This is a genomic window from Citrobacter sp. wls826 (genome assembly GCF_005281245.1).
Lineage (GTDB): Bacteria > Pseudomonadota > Gammaproteobacteria > Enterobacterales > Enterobacteriaceae > Citrobacter > Citrobacter braakii.
Genome location: NZ_SZWS01000048.1, coordinates 176692 through 196817, shown reverse-complemented (window position 1 = coordinate 196817; position 20126 = coordinate 176692). Strand labels below are relative to the sequence as shown.

The window sequence follows — 20126 nt, the reverse complement described above, 5'->3', positions numbered from 1 at the left end:
CGGCCCGGTAGCCTGGAGGAATAAACGGAGGGAACCGCGGAGCGGCAATTTTCCAGCCGGGAGCCGGGATTGTTAAGGGTACGGCGATAGTACCCTTAACACGTTCACTGCTCGTATTGCCTCAGAGAAGTGACAAACATAAGGTGAACGTAGCAATACGCCGGAGGCAACAGATTCATTACCTGCGTATGTGCCACTCATCCTCGTTAACTGGCAAGCATTACAGCTTAATGTCAGGAGGAACGTCATCCGGTTATCCGCGGCGCAAGCTGCAAATCCAGGCGAGTAGCGCACAGACGCTCAGAACCAGCCCCAGTTGTTGCACCATGCCTGCAACCCCCAGCATCATTCCCAGCAACAGGTAATAGCTTAATCCGAACAATGCACCGGCGGCCCCGGCCTGTTCACGATAGTGGCGTAGGGCCTGACTCAGCACATTAGGGATTGCGATGCCATAGGCAATCACCGCGCCGAAAACCGGTATCAGAATCCACGCGGAGTGCTGTAACCACCACGCGGCGAGGCCTGACAATGCTGCCAGCGCACAGGCATAACGTACCCTCTGTTCCGACGTCAGGTCTGTCGTCAATAATCTCCGGTTCAGCAGGCTGCCCGACAGCGAAGCAAACGCAAGTAGTCCCCCCGTCCAGCCAAAGGCTCTGGAACTCCATCCCAATTGCCCGAAAAGAAACGGAGCCAGGCTGTAATAGCTAAACAGCATGGTATTCAGCAGCGCAACCAGCATGGTATTTTTCCACAGCTCGCGGTCACGCATCATGCGGGTGAGCAGTGCAGCAAGGCTGGGGCTGAGCGTATTTTCGGGCCGGGTTTCTGGCAGCATGGTCGCAGTCAGTAGCAGCAGTAGCAGCGCCAGCAGCACAAGGGCAATAAATACACCGGTATGACCATACAGGCTAACCAACCAACCTCCGCTTAGCAGCCCGAAAACGGGACTCAATGCCAGCGCAGCGCCCATCACGGAAAAGACGCGGGATAGTGCAGTTGATTCATATGTGTCCCGTAACATGGTCTGTACCACCACTGACCCGGCAGCCGCGCCGATGGCTGAGATCATCCGCGCCAGCAGCAAAACGCTGAAGTCAGTGGCAACTATGGCCAGGGCACAACCTGACCCATAGCAGATAAGTCCTGCCAGCATCGCCCAACGTCGACCGAGGCAGTCGCTCAGCCAACCCCACATCGCCACGCCGATGGCGAAGGCAATAAAATAAACGGAGAGTGTTTGCGCCGCACGCTCACTGCTTACGTGATAAGACGTGGCGATTCCTGGCAATGCCGGGCTATAAATGGTTTCCACCAGTTGCGGAAACATAATCAGCAAAGTAAGAAGCCACAGCGGCGGGCGGCGAAGAGTGTTCATTGCAATATCCAGAGAGACAGAAAACTGGTGGGCATTATTGCTGAAAGGGAGGTGTCGCATTACCATTATCAAGACTATAAACATCAACTATCGGACAGATAATGGAAATTGCCCCGGATGATGATTTCGATGCGGATAGCTTTGATAAACCGGTAATCGGCATTGCCTCCGAGATGGGCGTACACGATTCCGGCCGGCATAGCCATCTTCGTCATCAGCTACTTTTTTCGGCTGCGGGAAGCATTACGATTGAGCTGGAGCATGCCCTGTGTCTGCTACCGCCACGGCGCGCGGTCTGGATCCCGGCTGGTACGGTACATCGCGCCATAATGCGTGGGGTGATGGCTTATCGTTCGTTGTATTTTTCAACTACATTGCCGTTATCTAAGTTACCGCTGCAGATAGTCGACGTTAATCCTCTCTTTTTTGAAGTAATAGAACGTATGGCTTTCTGGCCGTGGGAAATGCCTGCCGCGCAGCAGGCCAGTCTTATCACCGTTTTCTGTGAGGAAATGCGGGCCGCCCGCAGTGAAAACTGGACGTTGCAGTTTCCCTCAGATCCACGGCTGAACGTGTGGCTTGAAGGAGTACGCATGGGCGAATTGCCACCACGACTAAATCAATTATCCCAACGGGTTGGGGCATGCGAGAGGACGATCAGTCGAATATTTACCAGGGATACCGGGATGAATTATCAGAGCTGGCGGCAGCAATTTAGACTATTAAAAGCCATGGAGATGCTGGCTGACGGGGGGCAGATCAGCCAGGTGGCGCAATATCTGGAATTTGTCAGTGACAGTGCTTTTATCGCTTTTTTCCATCAGCATACCGGCACAACACCGAGCCGTTATGCGGGCAATATAATGCCGCAGAAGGATTAGGGGTATTACATACTAAGGATAATTTACCGGGTGGCAGGAGAGTGGGAAAATCGTGTACTAATGGCAGAGAGAAGAGCCTCTCTGCCAGCGGACGCTGCAATTAATCAAGAAGAACGACATCAAGCAAACCAGCCAAACCTTGCGGAAATCAGACTGAAAAGTCCTACAGCAGCAAATATATTTATCAGCACCACAGTTTTACTGGAAACATTCATTTGTGCCACCTTTCGTTTTAACCCTTATGGGTATAGTACGGGTTATAACTATCCGCAATAGTACGGATTCTGAACATAATGAAAACGGCTTGTTTTACCGGCGTTTCTCTTAAAATAATTAATAAAACTTGATGTGGGTCATGAAAAAGAGCATATTGCGCGCGATTTTACCTTTCGGCCCGGATGCCTGACATGTCTCTGTACCAAAAAATGCTGGTTTTTTATGCGGTGATGGCCGCTATCACGGCAATCATCACCTGGTTTCTTTCCCGCGATAAAAAGCGGATTCGTTTTCTCAGCGCGGTATTAGTCGGGGCGACCTGGCCGATGAGTTTTCCCGTCGCGTTAATGTTTTCTCTCTTCTGATGACGGCGTAAACGCCGTTTCAGGAGGAAAGCAGGGTATCTAATCGTTTTTTGTCGGCTGCGCAAACATCCTGCGGATGCTGATATCCCACGTTTTCATTGGCGCGGGTATACAAAGCGACCAGCCAGTCGTAAACGTAACGGCTTGCGCCATGCGAAGGTTGTTCATCCAGTTTCGTCAACCGTAACATCGGCTGTTGCGCCGGGGCACTAAAAATAGCCGATCCTTTTTGGATCCTGCTGGCCGGACGCTGTTCCTCTGCCACGCTGGCAAATCCAAGCCAGGTAATAAAATCCCCAATATCGGCGTGAAGCTGCGCGGCGCAGACGTTTTCTCGCTGCATAATGCGCTGTAAGCGTTGCGGCATCTCCAGCCGATAGCTGGTGGTGACGAGGATATCAGCAACCTGCCTTAGCGTACGCGGCTCGAGACGTAAACGGCGCGCATTATTTTCATCGCGACACCACTGGCGCACGTGGTTAACCCACATTTTGTGCGCCTGATACCCGGTCTCTTTGCTTTCCGGCGAGTGCGGTGTGTCACGCACCTCGGCAAACAGGTCAATCTCTTCATTAAATAATCCGCTCACCTGTTCCTCGCGCGGCTGCTGAACACGCAGTAGCGACTCAAAGAGGCGCATCGGCGGGAGCAAACCGTCCAGGAGTTCGCCATGTTTTGCCGCCTGGGCCTGGAGCTGGCGGATCACCGACTCATTGCTACCCGATTCGGTTTCAACGGGATTAATCCAGCCGATCAGGGTTTCGCGTACGCGCTGCTGGTGCTGCTCACGCAGGGAGGTCAATCTCGCCTGGCGTTGCTGGGGCGAGGTTGCCTGAGTCAGCCATTCGACGAGGCGTTGTAAGCTGTGTTTATCCAGCGCCTGCAGCGTGCCCCAGTGCAGTCCGGGCTTGCCCATTAATTGCTGCACAGATTCATCAAGATTTTGCTGAGTGCTAAACCGCGCATCCTGCGGAGTAATGGCCCAGACCACTCCCGGCAATGCGGCGTCATGTACGGGCTGAGTATCGTTAACCCAGCCCAGTAGCTTGCGGGTGATGGCGGGCGTCTGGGAGCGGGTAGATACCGCATTACAGATTAAAAGTACATCCGGTTGTAGATGCTGGCGATAATGTTCCAGCATCCAGCCTAATTTGGCCTGCCACAATGGATGGGGATGAACATCCGGGGCGAGGGGAATATCCAGCAGATCGACATTCTCCAGTACCGCGTCTTCAACCGTCAGGACCAGCTCGCGCGTGAGCAGCGCCAGCGAAGCCTGAGAAAGGCTGACCGCATTGAGCAACTGATCATTTTCTATTGGATGAACCACCACATCGCTTTGCGCCTCATTCCCGTTCAATGCTACCTGAGTCAGGAAACTCTCGGCAGGTAAACCAAAATGGTCAACCAGCAGGCTCAGCGGAGCCGCGAGTTCTTGCGCGCTCCCGGTCTGTTGCAGCGTATGCGCCAGCGCCAACCACTGTTGCGTCAACTCTGGCTGTTCTCCCCACAGTAACGCCCAGGCGTTTGCCCGGGTAGTCAGATCCAGTGCGGGTAGCAGCGTGGCAAACTGATGCCATAGCGCGTCGTCAAATTGCTGTTGTCTGGCCGGTACGCAGGCGCGCCAGAAACGACCAATTGCCGCGACATCATGCGCGGTAATGCCCGGCACCGGATGACGCTGGCGCAACGTTTGCCATTTTTCCAGGCGCGCCTCAATAATCGATTTCTCGACCTGGCGGTTGTCCGCAAGCGCACAGAACTGGGTAATAAATAGCTGTACCAGTTCGGCTTCATTGAGTAGCCGCAGGCGCAACGGCCATTCACCATCGAGCGGATTTTCATCACGCGTAAAGCGGATCGCCATATTGGTTGGCGCATGACCAGGATTAATATGTGAAAAGTAATCAAAGCTGCGATCCGGGGTAACGATATTCACTTTGCCATTGGCGTTGCTGCACAATGCTGTGAGCAGGTGCGCTTTTGCCGATTGCGAATGTCCGTAAAGCCCAACGCATCCTCGCGATGAAAAGGTTGTCTTCAATGCAGACTCATTAACGGCGGCCAGGGTGAGCTGTGCCAACAGGGCATCCGCTTCATCATCAAGACGCGCCGCACGCTGACGGGTATCAGTTACCCACTCGATGGCGGCCTGCGCGGTGTTTAACATCTTACTCATTTCAGGTACACGCTCCCGCTATCAATCCAGTAATGGCTCCCGCTATGGCGTCGGTCTGCCAGCGTATTCAGTTTTAACGTTAAGGCATTGGCGGCAACGGGAGTGCCATCCTGTAACCACGCATCGCTCAGTACGAAGAATTCCGGGCCGCTTTCTTTGCTACCACCGCGTAGCTGCAGCCGTACATTCAACACGCCATCTCCGGCGATGGTTTTTGCCAGTTCGGCAGAATTTATGCTGAGCGTATACAGCGGTGTGGCAGGCCAACGGCTGTTGGCCAGTTGACGGAAACCTAACGTAACGTTGCCGCGCAATGGGAAGTGCAGGCGGGCATCCAGTTTCGCGCCGGGCTTATCCAGATCGATATCGTGATACCAGATGTTCTCATCACGCAGCGTATTGACCGTATTATCCAACACGCCGAGATAACGTACGGTCGAGTAAGCGCCGATATCGGCAGCTTTAAAGTTGAAACGCGGCAAGCGTAGATCCAGCGCCAGGCTACACAACATGGCACCAACTGCTGCGGTGGATTTGGGGTTACCAATCCGCCCTTGTTGGCTGAACGGATACCACTCATGTACGCGGTAGTTATCCATCCAGATCATACGATTAACCGGAACGGGCTGCAGATGGCGGATCAACGCCTGTACGCCAGGTAAACAGGCGGGTCTGCCGGTCACTAATAAAATATCGCAGCGATAGTGTGAAATGGCCTCACAGACCGCGTGCAGTGGGGAGGTCAGGGTAAACTGGCCCGCCAGTAACGCTTCTTGTAACTGCCTGAACTGCACCTGTAACGGCACGCTCAACACATCAAACACTGGCGATCCCGCAGGTAACGCATGATCGATAGCCTGATGGATGTAATTCAGTACGTTGCGCGTTGGTTGCTGGCTCAGGAGTTCGCCAAAGGTGGCATGCAGACCCGCTACCGGATCGTTAATATCACTTTGTTCCCAGGCTGAAAGTACCGCATGACCGAGCGGCATAAAGAGTTGTAACGCCGTTTGTTGACGCAAAATCGCCTGGGTGTCGATGCGCCCGGAATCGCCAAATAGCGTAGCCAGCAATGCGGCGGCGTCGGTCACGCCAGCCTGTTGCAGACGGGTTTGCAGCGCAGGCAACACGCAACGCTGAATCACGTCCAGCAGCATGTCATCGCCCGCAACCTTAAAGCCTTCACGGAACAGCAGATGCGGGGTAATTTTGACGTTTGTACCCACGCCGTCATCAAGCTGGTAGTGGACGACGGCCATATCCGTTGTCCCGCCGCCAATGTCGATCGATGCCACGCGCAGCGCACGACCTTTAGTCTCACCAGGCTCCGGCAAACGGTCCGGGCGGGCAAGGGCGTTAAAGAACGATTCGGTGTGGCCATCGTAGTGAGAGATAGCTTCGTTATACAGCCACACCAGTTGCCCGCAGCTGGCCTCATCCCATTCCATCTGGATCTCAGGTACGGGAACCACGCTCTTTTCCTGCTGTTTACGGGTGGTGAAGTCTTCATCCTGCGGGTGCCAGCCCATTGCTTTCCAGACCAACGCAATAGCTTCAAACATGCGCAGGCGGAAAATCTCGCGCTCCTGTTTGGGCATCGCCGACGGCAGGGTCAGGATCAGCGTACGCAACTGACGAGGAGATGCCGGGAATCCGAGGCGCAAACGCGTCGCCACGCTGTTAATTTGCCCCAGCGCCTGGGCCAGTATTTCGCACAACATATGCGTCATCAGCGTACTGCGGCTGTATTGCGGTGAGAATACCGGCAGACGATCATCCTGAGGCAGGCTGAACAGCGGTTGCCCGTCATCGTTCATCAGGTTCATCAGCGGGAAGGCGGTAGCCAGTGGTTCGCGCTGGGTTTTGCCATTCATCTGGCTAAAGCGCCAGTCATGCAACACCGGCGTTTCGTCCCACAGATAACGGCGCGGGCTGGAGATCCCACTGCTGCCTTCAGTGCCCATGCGCTGCATCGCCAGCTTTCGGGCTTCATCGCCAACGCGGACAATCGACGGCCAGATAAAGGCATCATCACGACCGCTCTCCACGGAAAAGTGCTGCTTACCAAAACGCGCTTCGGAAAACTCCAGTCGGCTGGTGAACAACGGATCGTTGAGAAACTGTGGCTCGCTTAACGAACGCACCTGCAATTCGGCTGTCTGGCGTAGTCCGTCATTGGCATCCCCGTGATCTTCAATCAGGACGCCACAGGTATGGGTGTTACCGATATCCAGGATAAGATCAACGGGAATGGCGGGCGTGCTGAGGGTATGCGTGACCAGTTTCACTTCCGGGACGGAAAGCTGCTCGCCTAACAGGGTCAGCACATTCAGCCAGTGCGCCTGATATTCAAAGTTACGCAGCGCCTGTTGGATCTCTTGTTCTGAGCGGTTCTCATGCTGTGTGACATGATGCATAAAGGATTCGCGCAACCAGCCGTCAATCCAGGTCTGGTCGAGGAAATCGGCAATTTCGTTGTCATGCCAGGCCAGCGCAAATCGCGTACCGTTCAGCAGGTCATTTTCGTTGGGGGTTAACGCCGCAGGGGCATTTTCAGTGAGCTGGCTGTCCAGCGCCACGGTGACGCGGTGGGTGTTGCCCGCGCTGTCAGGTTGCGCCAGCTTTCGCACCTGTACGCGCGCCCAGTTATCCGGGCCTTCAACGAACGTACGCGGCGGGTTGAAGCGCAGGAACGGCAGCGGCAGCCAGACACCGTCGAGCACGTCCAGCGAATAATGCAGCTTCTGGGTGCTTTCCGGCTTCACCACTTCGGGCTGACCGCCGGTACTGCCTGGTAAGGTATAACGTCCGGTTGTCAGATCGAAATCCAGCCGCAGCAGGGGACCGTTTGCCGTTTTGCGCACAAAGCGGCCATGATGCGCAGATTCCTGCGGCGTCAGGCCAAAATCCAGAAATTGCACACCGCTATTGGCGATGAGCGTCACGCTCTGTTTGTAGTCACACAGATTCACCAACATAAAATCAGGCACCTATCTTTTTGATCGTCAGAGGGATTTCCGCGTGATCGTCATAACGTGCGGTACAGGCGGCGACGTCATTGGTTCCCGCTTTGCAGGTAATTTCCGGCATCGGATAACGTGACCCGTCCGTACAACGGGCATTCCCGCGACTCTTAATCATTAATTCACCTGACTGATGCAAACCGGAGAAAATCTCGGCACGACAAACAATATTGTCGCCATGAACCACGCGCGCCGTGCCTTTATTGGCCTGGATCTGATAGCGCAGCGACGGCGCTTTACCGCTAACCGGATCTTTAACATCAACCATTACGCGCCAGTTACCGTTGAGAAAACGCGTCGTTCCTGCCTTCATCTGGTTGGCATCCATCACCAGCGCATCTTTTGGAATCGCGGCGATCACGACCGGTCCCTCGACAGGTTTTTCTTTTTTGGCAGCCGGAACCACTTCAGCCCGATGCAGCGGCAGTGCAGATGTCAGTTCTGGCAGCGGTGCCATATCTGCCTTAGCGACGACTCTTGGGGGAACAGCGGGTACGGGCGGGGTGGGCTGTTGCTTCCACAGCAGCGGCCCAACCATGGCTGCAATGATCACCGCGGCAACGGGCAGGCTCCACAACGGCAGGCGGCGTGCGGGTTTCTTCTGTGCGAGCGGCGGCGAGACTTCCGGTTCGTTAACAACGACCGGGGGTTGTGGTTCAGGTTCAGCCGGTTTAGGTAGCTCAACGACTGGAGTCAACAAAGGCGCCTCGGCCTCGGCGAAGGTGATTTGGGCAGTGATTTCTTCTTCCGGCTCAGGCTCCGCTACGGTGACGACCGGAGGAATATCGGCAAGGCGCAGGCAATCGAGCACATCGTCGCGAGGATTTTCATTCAGATTGACGAAACCCCAGAACGTAATAACGGGTTTACCTTCAACCAGAAATACGTGATTCTCACCAGGAAACTGGATGGCTTTTTCCAGCAGTGAGCCAAACAGTTGCAGGGAGGTTTTACCCGATTGCAGACTTTTACGGCTCAGCGCCGCCGCATTTTCCAGCGTGCTTCCCAGATAGCGCAGCGCACGAAAACGGGCCTCTTCATCAGCGGCTTTCCATGCAACGGCTTTCCCTTCAATCGGCGAATACCAGTCAACGCGATCGCCGTTGTCGTTAATTTGTGGGATCGCCAGACAATCCACCATCGCCTGCTGTTTACGCAGGCGAAGCGTTTCACGAATTTGCAATGCTGAATCAAACACGGCCTGACCACCGCCGCCCACGGCCTGATAGTCATCCAAATTGCCGCTGCGCAAGAGAGTTTTTGCCACGTTGTTACCCCTTAGACTTCTTCACGTATCTACTTTACGTTTTATAAAAACGAGCAAACGGTGGAAGAGAGGCAAAAAGGGGCGAATTTTCATGGCATAGAGTGCCGGGAAAAATCTTGACGTTTTGAAAAAGACTTAAGGGAAATTAATTCGCTTAGGGTGATGAATTATTCAGCGAAATACACCGGATTAGAATAACCTGATAGTGATTTGTTATTGGTCAGTTTTTGTCAGCTATGCTCTGATATCCCGGTTAATAATAAAATAAGAAGGCTTATAACCATGATTGCAAGGAAAACAACGTTACTCGCGCTGGCGCTCAGCGCCGTCTTACCATCAGGCGCGGCGTTCGCGGCCAATACCGACACTCTCATTTACTGCTCAGAAGCGTCGCCAGAGTCATTTAACCCGCAAATCGCCAGTTCCGGTCCATCGTTTGTGGCCAGCTCACAGGTGCTCTACAACCGACTCATCAATTTTGATCCGGTAAAAAATACGCCAGTTCCGTCTCTGGCAACGGACTGGACGATTTCGCTGGACGGTAAGACCTACACTTTTACCCTGCGTCAGGGCGTGAAATTCAACAGTAATAAATTCTTCAAACCAACCCGTGACTTCAACGCTGATGACGTGGTTTTCTCGGTATTACGACAGAAAGATGCCGATCATCCGTACCACAAAATTTCTCAGGGAAGCTACGAATACTTCAACGATGTCGGTCTGGATAAACTGATTAAAGAAGTGAAGAAGGTCGATGATTATCATGTTCAGTTTATCCTTAATGAACCTAACGCCGCGTTTCTTGCCGACTGGGGAATGGATTTTGCCTCCATCCTCTCTGCGGAATATGCCGACGTGATGCTGAAAAAAGGCACCCCGGAAAACGTCGATAACTGGCCAATTGGCACCGGGCCATACGTGTTGCAGCAGTACAAGCAGGATTCGCAAATCCGCTATCTCGCCAACCCGAACTACTGGGACGGCGCCGTCCCCACGAAGCACCTGATCTTCTCAATCACGCCAAACGTACAGACCCGATTGGCGAAACTGCAAACCAATGAATGCCAGATAATTCCGGCACCTGCGCCCGTACAGTTTGACGAGATTAAGAAGAATAAAGATTTGACGCTGCATTCGGTTGAAGCGCTGAACGTCGGGTATCTGGCGTTTAATACCGAGAAAAAACCGTTTGATAACGTGCTGGTGCGTCAGGCGCTTAACTACGCGACAGACAAAAAGGCCATTATTAACGCCGTCTTTTTAGGTTCCGGTACGGTGGCAAAATCGCCAATTCCGCCGAATATGTTGGGGTTCAATAAAGATCTGCAGGATTACGCTTACGACCCGCAGAAAGCGAAAGATCTGCTGAAACAGGCGGGACTGGAAAACGGCTTTGAAGCGACGCTGTGGTCAATGCCGGTTCAGCGCCCATACAACCCGAACTCCCGACGGATTGCCGAGATGATCCAAAGCGACTGGGCGAAGGTTGGCGTGAAGGCGAAAATTGTGTCGTACGAGTGGGGCGAATATCTCTCCGGAATGCGTAAAGGTGAGCATGACACCGCGTTGTTCGGTTGGATGTCAGACAACGGCGATCCGGACAACTTCGCCGATGTACTGCTGGGCTGTGACAGCATTAAAACCGGATCTAACGCCGCGCGCTGGTGCGATAAAGAGTATAATTCGCTGGTTCAAAAGGCGAAACTGGTGAGTAAACCGGAAGAACGCGCCGCGCTTTACCAGCAATCGCAAGAGATTTTCTACCAGCAGGCTCCGTGGATTGCGTTGGCAAACGGGAAAACGTTTTACGCGACGCGCAGCAACGTCAGCGGATACAGCGTTAGCCTGATGGGCAGCGATTTTTCAAAAGCAAAATTAAATTAATGAGTTAAGGAGAGGTTATGTCGCATCTGGATGAGGTCAGCGCACGTGTTGATGCCGCCATTGAAGAGAGCGTCATTACGCATATGAATGAATTGCTGATTGAACTCAGCGATGATGTCGTGCTGAGCCGGGAAGAACGTTACACCCAGCAACAGCGTTTGCGTACGGCTATCGCACATCATGGCCGTCAGCATAAAGAGGATATGGAAACCCGTCGCGAACAGTTGACCAAAGGCGGCACAATCCTGTAATTCATTGTGGCCAGATGGCGAGGTAACACCTTATCCGGCCTGCATGTTCAGGCCGGATAAGCGCAATTAAAACGAACGTCTCGCCACCAGCCAGGCCCCAACGACCAGCAGCACCGCGCCGCAGACCGGCCCCACCAACGCCCGCAGCGGTACGCCATGACTGCGCAGAATATCCAGCACCAGTCCGCCGATTAACTGGCTGGCCACCAGCACCGCGATAGTGGTTGCTGCGCCCACATTTTGGTATCCACTGATGCTGGCAAAAACAAAGAACGATCCCAGCAAGCCAGGGATTAGCGTCCACCAGCGCACGCTGGAAACCAGTTCCCCAAACCCCGCCATACCTTGCTTAAACCACAGTATGCTGACAAACAGCACGATCCCGACCAGAGAGTTAAGTAACATGGCGATGAGGATCGTCGAGGACGTCTGCGTGATGCGTACCATCAAGGTATTTTGCACCACCAGACCAATACCTGCAGCAATCAGAAAGGAGAGGGTTAGCGTCTGGTTCATCTGCTGGCATCCGGTTCGCGGCGATCGTCTAACTGCAACTGCATAAAAGTCAGATCCAGCCAGCGCCCAAATTTCGTGCCAACCTGTGGCATTTGCGCGGTGGTTTTAAAACCCAGCGTGCTGTGCAGATGCAGCGACGCCTGATTCTGAGACTCAATGCCCGCAACCATCACATGCTTGCCGCACGCGCGGGCTTCTTCTATTAACCTGCTGAGCAGCGATCGTCCCAGGCCTTTACCCTGATGAGCAGGATGGACATATACCGAATGTTCAACGGTATGACGGAATCCATCAAAGTTACGCCAGTCGCCAAAGGAGGCGTACCCTGTAATCACGCCATTCTCTTCACTCACCAGCACCGGATAGCCCATCAACTGGCGGGCTTGATACCATGAGATACGGTTTTCGGCATCGACCGTTTGATCGTTCCAGATAGCCGCCGTATGCAGTACCGCGTGGTTGTAGATTTCTGCAATGGCGGCACAATCTTCTTTGCTGGCAAATCGAATGGACATGTTGAACCTCAGGGGTTGTTCACTATAGTATTACAATATGAATACTATTGAAGACAGCATAAATCAACGGATCGGTGCAAGAATTCGCATTGAGCGGGAATCTCGCGGCTGGTCTCTGACGGAACTCGCTGAGCGCGCAGGCGTGTCGCGGGCGATGATCCATAAAATAGAGCGCGGAGAGAGCAGCCCAACGGCCACGCTGCTGGGCAGGCTCTCCGGTGCCTTTGGTATCAGCATGTCTATGCTGATGGCGCGGGCCGAAATGCAGGAGGGCAAGCTGCTGCGCTTCGCTGATCAGCCGGTCTGGCACGACCCGCAAAGCCACTATCTGCGCCGCCACGTTTCACCGCGCAGCGATCTGCCTATTGATCTGGTGCAGATAGAATTGCCCGCCGGAAGCGATATCCCGATGCCAGCCTCTTCCTACGTGCAGGCAAGACAACTTATCTGGCTACAGCAGGGGGAATTGGTCTTTGTGGAAGGGGACGTGCGTCATGAAATGCGGGCTGGTGATTGCCTGGAGCTTGGCCCGCCAAATGATTGTCGGTTTATCAATGAAACCGCACAACCCTGCGTTTACCTGGTTGTGCGGTTAAATCATGTCGTCAGCTAACTGGCGGACGCAGGCTGCTACTATTGATGGAATCATGCCAAAAGCAGAGGAGCACATCATGGGTCAACAGACTAATCGCAATCGCCGCTGGGTACTGGCTTCCCGCCCGCATGGCGCGCCGGTCCCGGAAAACTTCCGTCTTGAAGACGATGAGGTGGCAACGCCGGGTGAAGGCCAGGTTTTGCTGCGCACCATTTTTCTTTCCCTCGATCCCTACATGCGTGGACGCATGAGCGATGAGCCGTCTTACTCCCCGCCGGTAGAGATTGGCGGCGTGATGGTTGGCGGGACCGTGAGTCGCGTGGTGTCATCCAACCATCCTGATTACCAGCCAGGCGAGTGGGTGCTGAGCTACAGCGGCTGGCAGGACTATGACATCTCCGACGGTAACGGGCTGGTGAAGCTTGGCGATAATCCTGAACATCCCTCCTGGGCGCTGGGAGTGATGGGGATGCCAGGATTTACTGCTTATATGGGGCTGCTGGATATTGGTCAGCCAAAAGCGGGGGAAACGCTGGTTGTGGCCGCCGCCACCGGCCCGGTTGGCGCAACGGTAGGGCAGATTGGTAAGCTCAAAGGCTGCCGGGTGATCGGGGTTGCAGGCGGGGCAGAGAAATGCCGACATGCCACCGAGGTCTTGGGCTTTGATGTCTGCCTCGATCACCATGCACAAGATTTTGCGCAACAGCTGGCAAAAGCCTGTCCGCAGGGGATCGATATTTACTACGAAAACGTTGGCGGTAAGGTATTTGACGCCGTTCTGCCATTGCTCAATACCTCTGCGCGCATTCCGCTGTGCGGACTGGTCAGCGGTTACAACGCCACATCGCTTCCAGGCGGACCCGATAGATTACCTTTGCTGATGGCAACGCTGCTGAAAAAGCGAATTCGGATGCAGGGCTTTATCATTGGTCAGGATTATGGTCACCGCATTCAGGAGTTTCAGCGGGAGATGGGGCGCTGGGTTAAAGAGGGCAAAATCCATTACCGCGAGCAAATCACCGACGGTCTGGAAAATGCGCCGCAGACCTTTATCGGCCTTCTGACCGGCAAAAACTTCGGTAAAGTGGTGATTCGTCTTGCAGACGATGCGTAAAACGGATGGCGGGAGTCATTCCCGCCAGTGTTACTCAAAACGCCAGGCCAGATTAATCCCTACGCCATAGTTTCGTCCTGGCGCCGGTTCGTAATATCGACCATTTGCCTCATTCACTATCACCGAACCGACGTAGGACTTATCAAACAGATTATCCACCCGACCGAACAGGTCGATCATCAGACTGCGGTAATAAAATTTATAGCCGGTATTTAAACCCACTACGGTATAGGACGGGGCTTGCGCCGTATTTTCATCATTGGCCATAATGTTGCTCATATAACGAACATCAGTTCCCGCATACCAACCTTCATCAGGCACGTAGCCCAGCGAAGCAAATCCCATGTTTTGCGCAATGCCAGGCAGGCGGTTGCCGTTGCAGTTTTGATCGCCACAGACGTTGCTGCGGTAGGTCGCATCCAGCCAGGTCCATGCAGCTTTTACGCGCCAGCTTGCGGCAAAGCGTTGGTCCCAGGATAACTCACCTCCCTGACGGCGGGTTTTTCCAGCGTTTTTGTAGGTTGTCCGCCCGCCGCTACTGCTGTCAACCACGATCTCGTCATCGGTATCGGTCTGGAATAGCGCTGCGGTAAACAGCCCATCGCCGATACGCGTTTTACTGCCGATTTCCACGGTATCGTTTGTGGAAGGCTGTAGGTCAAAATTCATCCCACTTTGGCCGTCGGAGCGGTAAGACAACTCGTTGATGGTGGGCGTTTCGAACCCGCGTCCCGCGGCCAGGTAGACGTTCCAGGCATCGGTGATGGCGTATTTTAACGATCCGGCAGGTAACCACTGGTGATAGCTGGCGTCACCGCTGTCATCTGCGTTACCAGGCGTAATATAGCGATCGTTAGAATCAAACCACACCGAACTGTAGCGAACCCCGGCATCCAGCGAGAGTTTCTGCGTTAATTGCCACTGGGTTTGCAGATAGGGATCGACATTCCACATCAGGTTACGTTCGTTACGTCGTAAGTCGCCTTTCTGACCATATTCTGGCACGCCATCATCAAGGCGAAAGTTGTTGTAGCCTTTACGGTTTTCGCTCATGTTTTCGTAATTCAGACCGGTGGTGAAGGTCACGGGTACGCCCAGCTCGCCACGGTGAGTCCAGCGGTTGTCTATCCCCTGATAATGACGTTGCAGGGTAATAACGCCTCCGGCATGAGAGGGTTTTAACTGCGGGGCCATCGGGATCGACTGATACTGAGTGGTTTCACGCTCGCCCGCATAAGTCATGATGCTGATATCATCCTTCGCGCTAAGCTGGCGTTCATAGCGCAACCCCGCCTGGGTCTGCTTGATGGTTTTTCGCGTGTTGTATTGCTCAGCGCGGGGAGATTGCTGCGGATTGGCCTGCCACTCCGACTCGGTAAGACCACCAGGATCGTCAGCTTTACTCTCTACACTATTGAAAATCAGGGTTAGTTTGCTCGTATCGTCCATGCGCACGCCCAGTTTGGCATTGGCCAGATTTTTTTGGGCGCTGCTGCGATCGCGATAACCATGGGTAGTAAACCGGGTTGTTGAAACGGTGTAATCCACATCCCCTCGCTGTGTGCCATCGCCCAGTGCGCCCGTTGCTTTTAACCCGTAGCGCCAACTGCCAAAACTGCCGTAATAACTGCTGGCTTCAATGGTTGGCGGCTCATGTCCCGTTTCAGTGCTGACATTTATCACTCCACCAGACGCATTGCCATACAGAGCAGAGAAGGGGCCGCGTAAAACCTCAATATTTTGTACGCTGCTGATATCAATATTGGATGTTTGACCCTGCCCATCCGGCATGGTTGCCGGGATCCCGTCGACATACAAACGAATGCCGCGGATACCATAAGTGGTTCGCGAACCAAATCCGCGAATCGACAACTGGAGATCCTGGGCGTAGTTCTGCCGATTTTGCACCTGCAGCCCAGGGACGCTGGTCAGGGATTCAGACAGGTTAATTCGCGGCGTTGCCAGACGCATATCTTCTCCGTCAACGACGCTGACGGCGGCAGGGGTGTCCAGTTCAGAAACGGACTGTGGTGTCGCGCTAACGATCAGCGTTTGATCGTTTATCTCACTTTCTGCCACGGCATAAGGCGAGAGGAAGACAGACAGTAAAGAAACAGGAAGTGCAGTGTAGCGGGATGCAAAAATCGTCATGAACAAGGCCAGTTAATGATGCTTACGCCGTAATACCGGCGATAAGCGCGTGAATTTTTTTATAAAAGATGAATTTCAGCGCTGCTGAATTACGCTAGTTTTTCGGGCAATGACAACGATTGTAGTCAATATGTGAAGAAGTGCTCCACTTTGAGATGAATAATGATTACTATTCTCATTCTTAAAAAAGGCAAAACCATGATTTTGCTCATTGAAGCTATGTGAAGCAGTAACAAACGAATTTATCAAAGGGAGTCGTCATGTCTTTACGTCATCTGTTTTCGCCGCGTCTGCGTGGTTCTTTACTGTTAGGTTCACTGCTCGTTGCATCATCTTTTACTACGCAGGCTGCAGAAGAACTGCTGCGCAAAGCCGTGGGCAAAGGCGCCTATGAAATGGCATACAGTCAGCAAGAGAACGCGCTGTGGCTGGCGACCTCGCAGAGCCGCAAACTGGATACCGGCGGGGTGGTTTACCGTCTTGACCCGGTCACCCTCGAAGTGACTCAGGTTATTCATAACGATCTCAAACCGTTTGGCGCCACCATCAACAACGCCACGCAAACGCTGTGGTTCGGCAACACGGTAAACAGCGCGGTGACGGCAATGGATGCTAAAACGGGCGCGGTGAAAGGACGTCTGGTGCTGGATGCGCGTAAGCGTTCTGAAGACGTTCGCCCACTGCAGCCGCGTGAGCTGGTCGCCGATGACGCCACCAACACGGTATACATTAGCGGTATTGGTAAAGAGAGCGTGATTTGGGTGGTGGACGGTGATGCTATTAAATTGAAGGACACCATTCAAAATACCGGCAAAATGAGCACCGCTCTGGCTGTCGACAGCAAGGCTAAACGCCTGTACACCGCCAATGCGGACGGTGAATTCATCACCATCAATACCACCACCAACAAAATTCTCAGCCGTAAAAAGCTGCTGGATGATGGAAAAGAGCATTTCTTCATCAACCTGAGCCTGGACACGGCGGGCAACCGCGCCTTTGTCACCGACTCTAAAGCGGCGGAAGTGCTGGTAATCGACACCCGTAATGGCAACGTCCTGGCAAAAGTCGCCGCGCCGGAATCCCTGGCCGTGCTGTTTAACCCGGCGCGTAACGAGGCCTACGTGACCCATCGTCAGGCCGGCAAAGTGAGCGTGATCGACGCGAAAAGCTATAAAGTCGTTAAAACGTTCGAGACCCCAACATTCCCGAATAGCCTGGCGCTCTCCGCCGACGGTAAAACCCTGTACGTGAGCGTGAAACAGAAGTCCACCCGCGAGCAGGAAGCCACCCAGCCGGACGATGTTATTCGTATTGCGCTGTAATTAACCGGAGGGGGAAACCCCTCCTGTCACTTCTCTAAATCCCCCGATACGCCTCGTTACACCCGGCCAGTAGCCTGACCCACTTCAGGGACTTACACTACGCCCTCAACGGCTAACTGAATAACACGGGAATACCATGAAAAAGCCATTTATCTGTCTTTGTGCAGGCGTAATGCTGTTTACATTGGCAGGATGCACCACCGATTACGTCATGACGACCAAAAGCGGACAAACCATCACCACCCAGGGTAAGCCAAAACTGGATAAAGACACGGGAATGACCAGCTATACCGATCAGGATGGGAATGCGCGGGAAATTAACAGCAACGACGTAGCGCAGTTGATTGAAGCGAACTAAAAAAGAAGGCCTGAAGGATTAACCTGTCAGGCCTTCTGCCGTTATGGCGCGGTGCGGTGGATCTCTGCAACGCGTTTACGCACGCCGAACCAGCCCGCGACCAGCAGGATGGCAATCAGCGGTAATGACGCGATGGTATAGGTGCCGTTTGGATAGTCAAACGCCATCAATACCAGTACGCTCAGCAGGAACAGCAGCGTTAACCACGAGGTAAACGGTGCGCCCGGCAGTTTAAAGCTGACGTCTGCCGTTTTACCTTCTTTTATGGCCCGGCGCAGACGCATCTGACAGACCATGATAAATCCCCACGACGCAATAATGCCCAGTGACGCGAAGTTCAACACGATCTCAAACACCTGTGACGGCACCAGATAGTTCAGGAATACCCCGACGACATACACGACCAGTGTGGCGAGGATCCCGGCCCATGGCACCTGTTGACGGCTCATTTTAGCCATGAATTTCGGTGCCGAACCGCCCATCGACATGGAGCGTAAAATACGCCCGGTGCAGTACAACCCTGAGTTAAGGCTGGAAAGCGCCGCGGTGAGCACCACAATATTCATGATACTGCCAATGTACGGCACGCCCAGTTTGGAAAAGAAGGTAACAAACGGGCTTTGCCCCGCCTGATAGGCGTTCCAGGGCAGTAGCAGAACCAGCAGCACGACAGAACCCACATAGAACAGACCAATACGCCAGATAACGCTATTGATTGCTTTCGGCACCATCGTTTGCGGATCTTTGCACTCACCGGCGGCGGTACCCACCAGTTCAATAGAGGCAAAGGCGAAAACCACACCCTGTACCAGTACCAGCGCAGGCAGCAGGCCATGCGGGAAGAAGCCGCCGTTGTCGGTAATCAGGTGAAAACCCGTGGCGTTACCATCCAGCGGCTTTCCGGTACCTAAAAAAACGGTACCCACCACCAGGAAAATCACAATTGCCAGTACCTTAACCAGCGCAAACCAAAACTCCATCTCCGCGAACCATTTCACGCCAATCATGTTCATGGTACCGACAATAGCCAGCGCGCCGAGGGCGAACACCCACTGCGGCACGTCGCCAAATGCGCCCCAGTAGTGCATATACAACGCCACCGCGGTGATATCGACAATGCCGGTCATCGCCCAGTTGATGAAGTACATCCAGCCAGCCACATAGGCGGCTTTCTCACCTAAAAATTCACGAGCGTAGGAAACGAAGCTACCGCTGGAAGGGCGATGTAAAACCAGTTCGCCGAGCGCGCGCAGTATAAAGAACGAAAAAATACCGCATACCAGATAGACCAGCGCCAAAGCCGGGCCGGCCATCTGCAGGCGTGCGCCTGCCCCTAAAAACAACCCGGTACCAATTGCGCCGCCAATGGCGATCATTTGTACCTGTCGATTGCCCATCGCTTTGTGATACCCCTCTTCGTGAGCATTCAACCAGCGTCGTTTCGCCGCATGTTGTTCCGCGGCTTGCGTGTTGTTTGTGTTCATTACGATTCCTGTTGACCTGACAAAAATACAACATCCTTTTTGCCGCACCTGCTGCGGCGAAAACAGCCTTACCCTTCATTGTGTTACGGGGGAAAACTGCCGGCCGAGCATCCTACATTCAATTGATTGGTTCCGCAAAGCCCCGGTAACAAGAATTCAGCATTTTTATGCAGCCGGTACTGGCGCGGTGTGGCCTCGATTCAGCCAATAAAGGAGAAGGGCGTTTATGCCTGTAGAGGAGTGCGCTTATCGAGACATTCACCCAATAAGCGCCGTAACGTTATGCCGATACGCCAAAGACCTGAACGGCCTGCTGTAAGCGTGATGAACGCTGGGTCAGATCGGCGGTGGCGTCGGTGACGCGCTCCACCATCTCGGCATTATTGTGTGTCATGGTGCCAACGCGTGAAATTGAATCGTTAATCAGATCCAAAGCCTGGGTTTGCTCACGCGTGGCCAGACTAATGTCTTTGATCATCATCGACATCTGCAGTACATCCCCAATCATCCCGGTGAGATGCGTTTCTGTTTGCTCCACCATTTTGACGCCGCTATTAACATTGGCGACGTTCTTCTCAATAAGCTGTTTGATCTCTTTTGCCGCAGACGCCGAGTGTTGGGCCA

The 20126-nt window shown here is 53.7% G+C and carries 18 protein-coding genes; 8 read left to right on the top strand and 10 right to left on the bottom strand.

The window, feature by feature from the left end; all coding sequences use genetic code 11:
• Nucleotides 1–253: 253 nt before the first annotated feature.
• On the bottom strand, nucleotides 254–1381 hold the full coding sequence (locus FDW87_RS11550; protein WP_137379765.1) for a multidrug effflux MFS transporter: 1128 nt from the start codon (nucleotides 1379–1381) through the stop codon (nucleotides 254–256).
• Nucleotides 1382–1482: 101 nt separating this feature from the next.
• On the opposite strand from FDW87_RS11550, the gene FDW87_RS11545 reads away from it, so the two are divergent.
• On the top strand, nucleotides 1483–2262 hold the full coding sequence (locus tag FDW87_RS11545) for a helix-turn-helix domain-containing protein (protein WP_046275598.1): 780 nt from the start codon (nucleotides 1483–1485) through the stop codon (nucleotides 2260–2262).
• A gap of 119 nt (nucleotides 2263–2381) precedes the next feature.
• On the opposite strand, the gene yncL is transcribed toward FDW87_RS11545, so the two are convergent.
• On the bottom strand, nucleotides 2382–2477 hold the full coding sequence (gene yncL / locus FDW87_RS11540) for a stress response membrane protein YncL (RefSeq protein WP_071524268.1): 96 nt from the start codon (nucleotides 2475–2477) through the stop codon (nucleotides 2382–2384).
• 192 nt (nucleotides 2478–2669) lie between these two features.
• Between yncL and FDW87_RS11535 the strand changes: the two genes are divergently transcribed.
• Complete coding sequence (locus FDW87_RS11535; RefSeq protein ID WP_016153148.1) at nucleotides 2670–2843, top strand: GhoT/OrtT family toxin; 174 nt, start codon at nucleotides 2670–2672, stop codon at nucleotides 2841–2843.
• Nucleotides 2844–2862: 19 nt separating this feature from the next.
• Here FDW87_RS11535 and FDW87_RS11530 read toward each other — a convergent pair whose 3' ends face one another.
• The 3 genes from FDW87_RS11530 to FDW87_RS11520 are packed head-to-tail and all read right to left on the bottom strand — an operon-like array spanning nucleotide 2863 to nucleotide 9312.
• Complete coding sequence (locus FDW87_RS11530) at nucleotides 2863–5022, bottom strand: virulence factor SrfC family protein (RefSeq protein ID WP_137379764.1); 2160 nt, start codon at nucleotides 5020–5022, stop codon at nucleotides 2863–2865.
• Entirely contained in the window at nucleotides 5019–8000 is a 2982-nt protein-coding gene (locus FDW87_RS11525) for a virulence factor SrfB (RefSeq protein ID WP_137379763.1), read from the bottom strand. Before FDW87_RS11525 ends, FDW87_RS11530 begins: the two co-directional genes overlap by 4 nt.
• A gap of 4 nt (nucleotides 8001–8004) precedes the next feature.
• The gene (locus FDW87_RS11520; RefSeq protein WP_137379762.1) at nucleotides 8005–9312 is read right to left on the bottom strand and encodes an SrfA family protein; all 1308 of its coding nucleotides are present in this window, start codon (nucleotides 9310–9312) and stop codon (nucleotides 8005–8007) included.
• A gap of 282 nt (nucleotides 9313–9594) precedes the next feature.
• On the opposite strand from FDW87_RS11520, the gene FDW87_RS11515 reads away from it, so the two are divergent.
• Complete coding sequence (locus FDW87_RS11515) at nucleotides 9595–11196, top strand: ABC transporter substrate-binding protein (protein ID WP_137379761.1); 1602 nt, start codon at nucleotides 9595–9597, stop codon at nucleotides 11194–11196.
• A 17-nt stretch (nucleotides 11197–11213) separates the two neighbouring features.
• Nucleotides 11214–11447, top strand: coding sequence for a YdcY family protein (locus FDW87_RS11510; protein ID WP_016153143.1), 234 nt, complete (start codon nucleotides 11214–11216; stop codon nucleotides 11445–11447).
• A gap of 66 nt (nucleotides 11448–11513) precedes the next feature.
• Here FDW87_RS11510 and FDW87_RS11505 read toward each other — a convergent pair whose 3' ends face one another.
• Nucleotides 11514–11963, bottom strand: coding sequence for a DMT family transporter (locus FDW87_RS11505; RefSeq protein ID WP_016156572.1), 450 nt, complete (start codon nucleotides 11961–11963; stop codon nucleotides 11514–11516).
• Nucleotides 11960–12478, bottom strand: coding sequence for an L-methionine sulfoximine/L-methionine sulfone acetyltransferase (mddA, locus tag FDW87_RS11500; RefSeq protein WP_047498607.1), 519 nt, complete (start codon nucleotides 12476–12478; stop codon nucleotides 11960–11962). The genes FDW87_RS11505 and mddA overlap by 4 nt, the downstream gene beginning before the upstream one ends.
• Nucleotides 12479–12515: 37 nt before the next feature.
• Here mddA and FDW87_RS11495 point away from each other — a divergent pair, with 37 nt between their 5' ends.
• The gene (locus FDW87_RS11495; protein ID WP_016153140.1) at nucleotides 12516–13091 is read left to right on the top strand and encodes an XRE family transcriptional regulator; all 576 of its coding nucleotides are present in this window, start codon (nucleotides 12516–12518) and stop codon (nucleotides 13089–13091) included.
• Between the two features lie 58 nt (nucleotides 13092–13149).
• The gene (locus tag FDW87_RS11490) at nucleotides 13150–14187 is read left to right on the top strand and encodes an NADP-dependent oxidoreductase (RefSeq protein ID WP_016156570.1); all 1038 of its coding nucleotides are present in this window, start codon (nucleotides 13150–13152) and stop codon (nucleotides 14185–14187) included.
• 30 nt (nucleotides 14188–14217) lie between these two features.
• On the opposite strand, the gene pqqU is transcribed toward FDW87_RS11490, so the two are convergent.
• The gene (gene pqqU, locus FDW87_RS11485; protein WP_137379760.1) at nucleotides 14218–16338 is read right to left on the bottom strand and encodes a TonB-dependent receptor PqqU; all 2121 of its coding nucleotides are present in this window, start codon (nucleotides 16336–16338) and stop codon (nucleotides 14218–14220) included.
• Nucleotides 16339–16598: 260 nt separating this feature from the next.
• Here pqqU and FDW87_RS11480 point away from each other — a divergent pair, with 260 nt between their 5' ends.
• On the top strand, nucleotides 16599–17660 hold the full coding sequence (locus FDW87_RS11480) for a YncE family protein (RefSeq protein ID WP_137379759.1): 1062 nt from the start codon (nucleotides 16599–16601) through the stop codon (nucleotides 17658–17660).
• Nucleotides 17661–17796: 136 nt separating this feature from the next.
• The gene (locus FDW87_RS11475) at nucleotides 17797–18018 is read left to right on the top strand and encodes a YgdI/YgdR family lipoprotein (protein ID WP_003020157.1); all 222 of its coding nucleotides are present in this window, start codon (nucleotides 17797–17799) and stop codon (nucleotides 18016–18018) included.
• A gap of 41 nt (nucleotides 18019–18059) precedes the next feature.
• Here FDW87_RS11475 and ansP read toward each other — a convergent pair whose 3' ends face one another.
• Nucleotides 18060–19502, bottom strand: coding sequence for an L-asparagine permease (ansP, locus tag FDW87_RS11470; protein WP_003833088.1), 1443 nt, complete (start codon nucleotides 19500–19502; stop codon nucleotides 18060–18062).
• A gap of 280 nt (nucleotides 19503–19782) precedes the next feature.
• Nucleotides 19783–20126 (bottom strand): methyl-accepting chemotaxis protein (locus FDW87_RS22355; protein ID WP_252363125.1); only part of this gene is annotated, 344 nt, incomplete at its 5' end.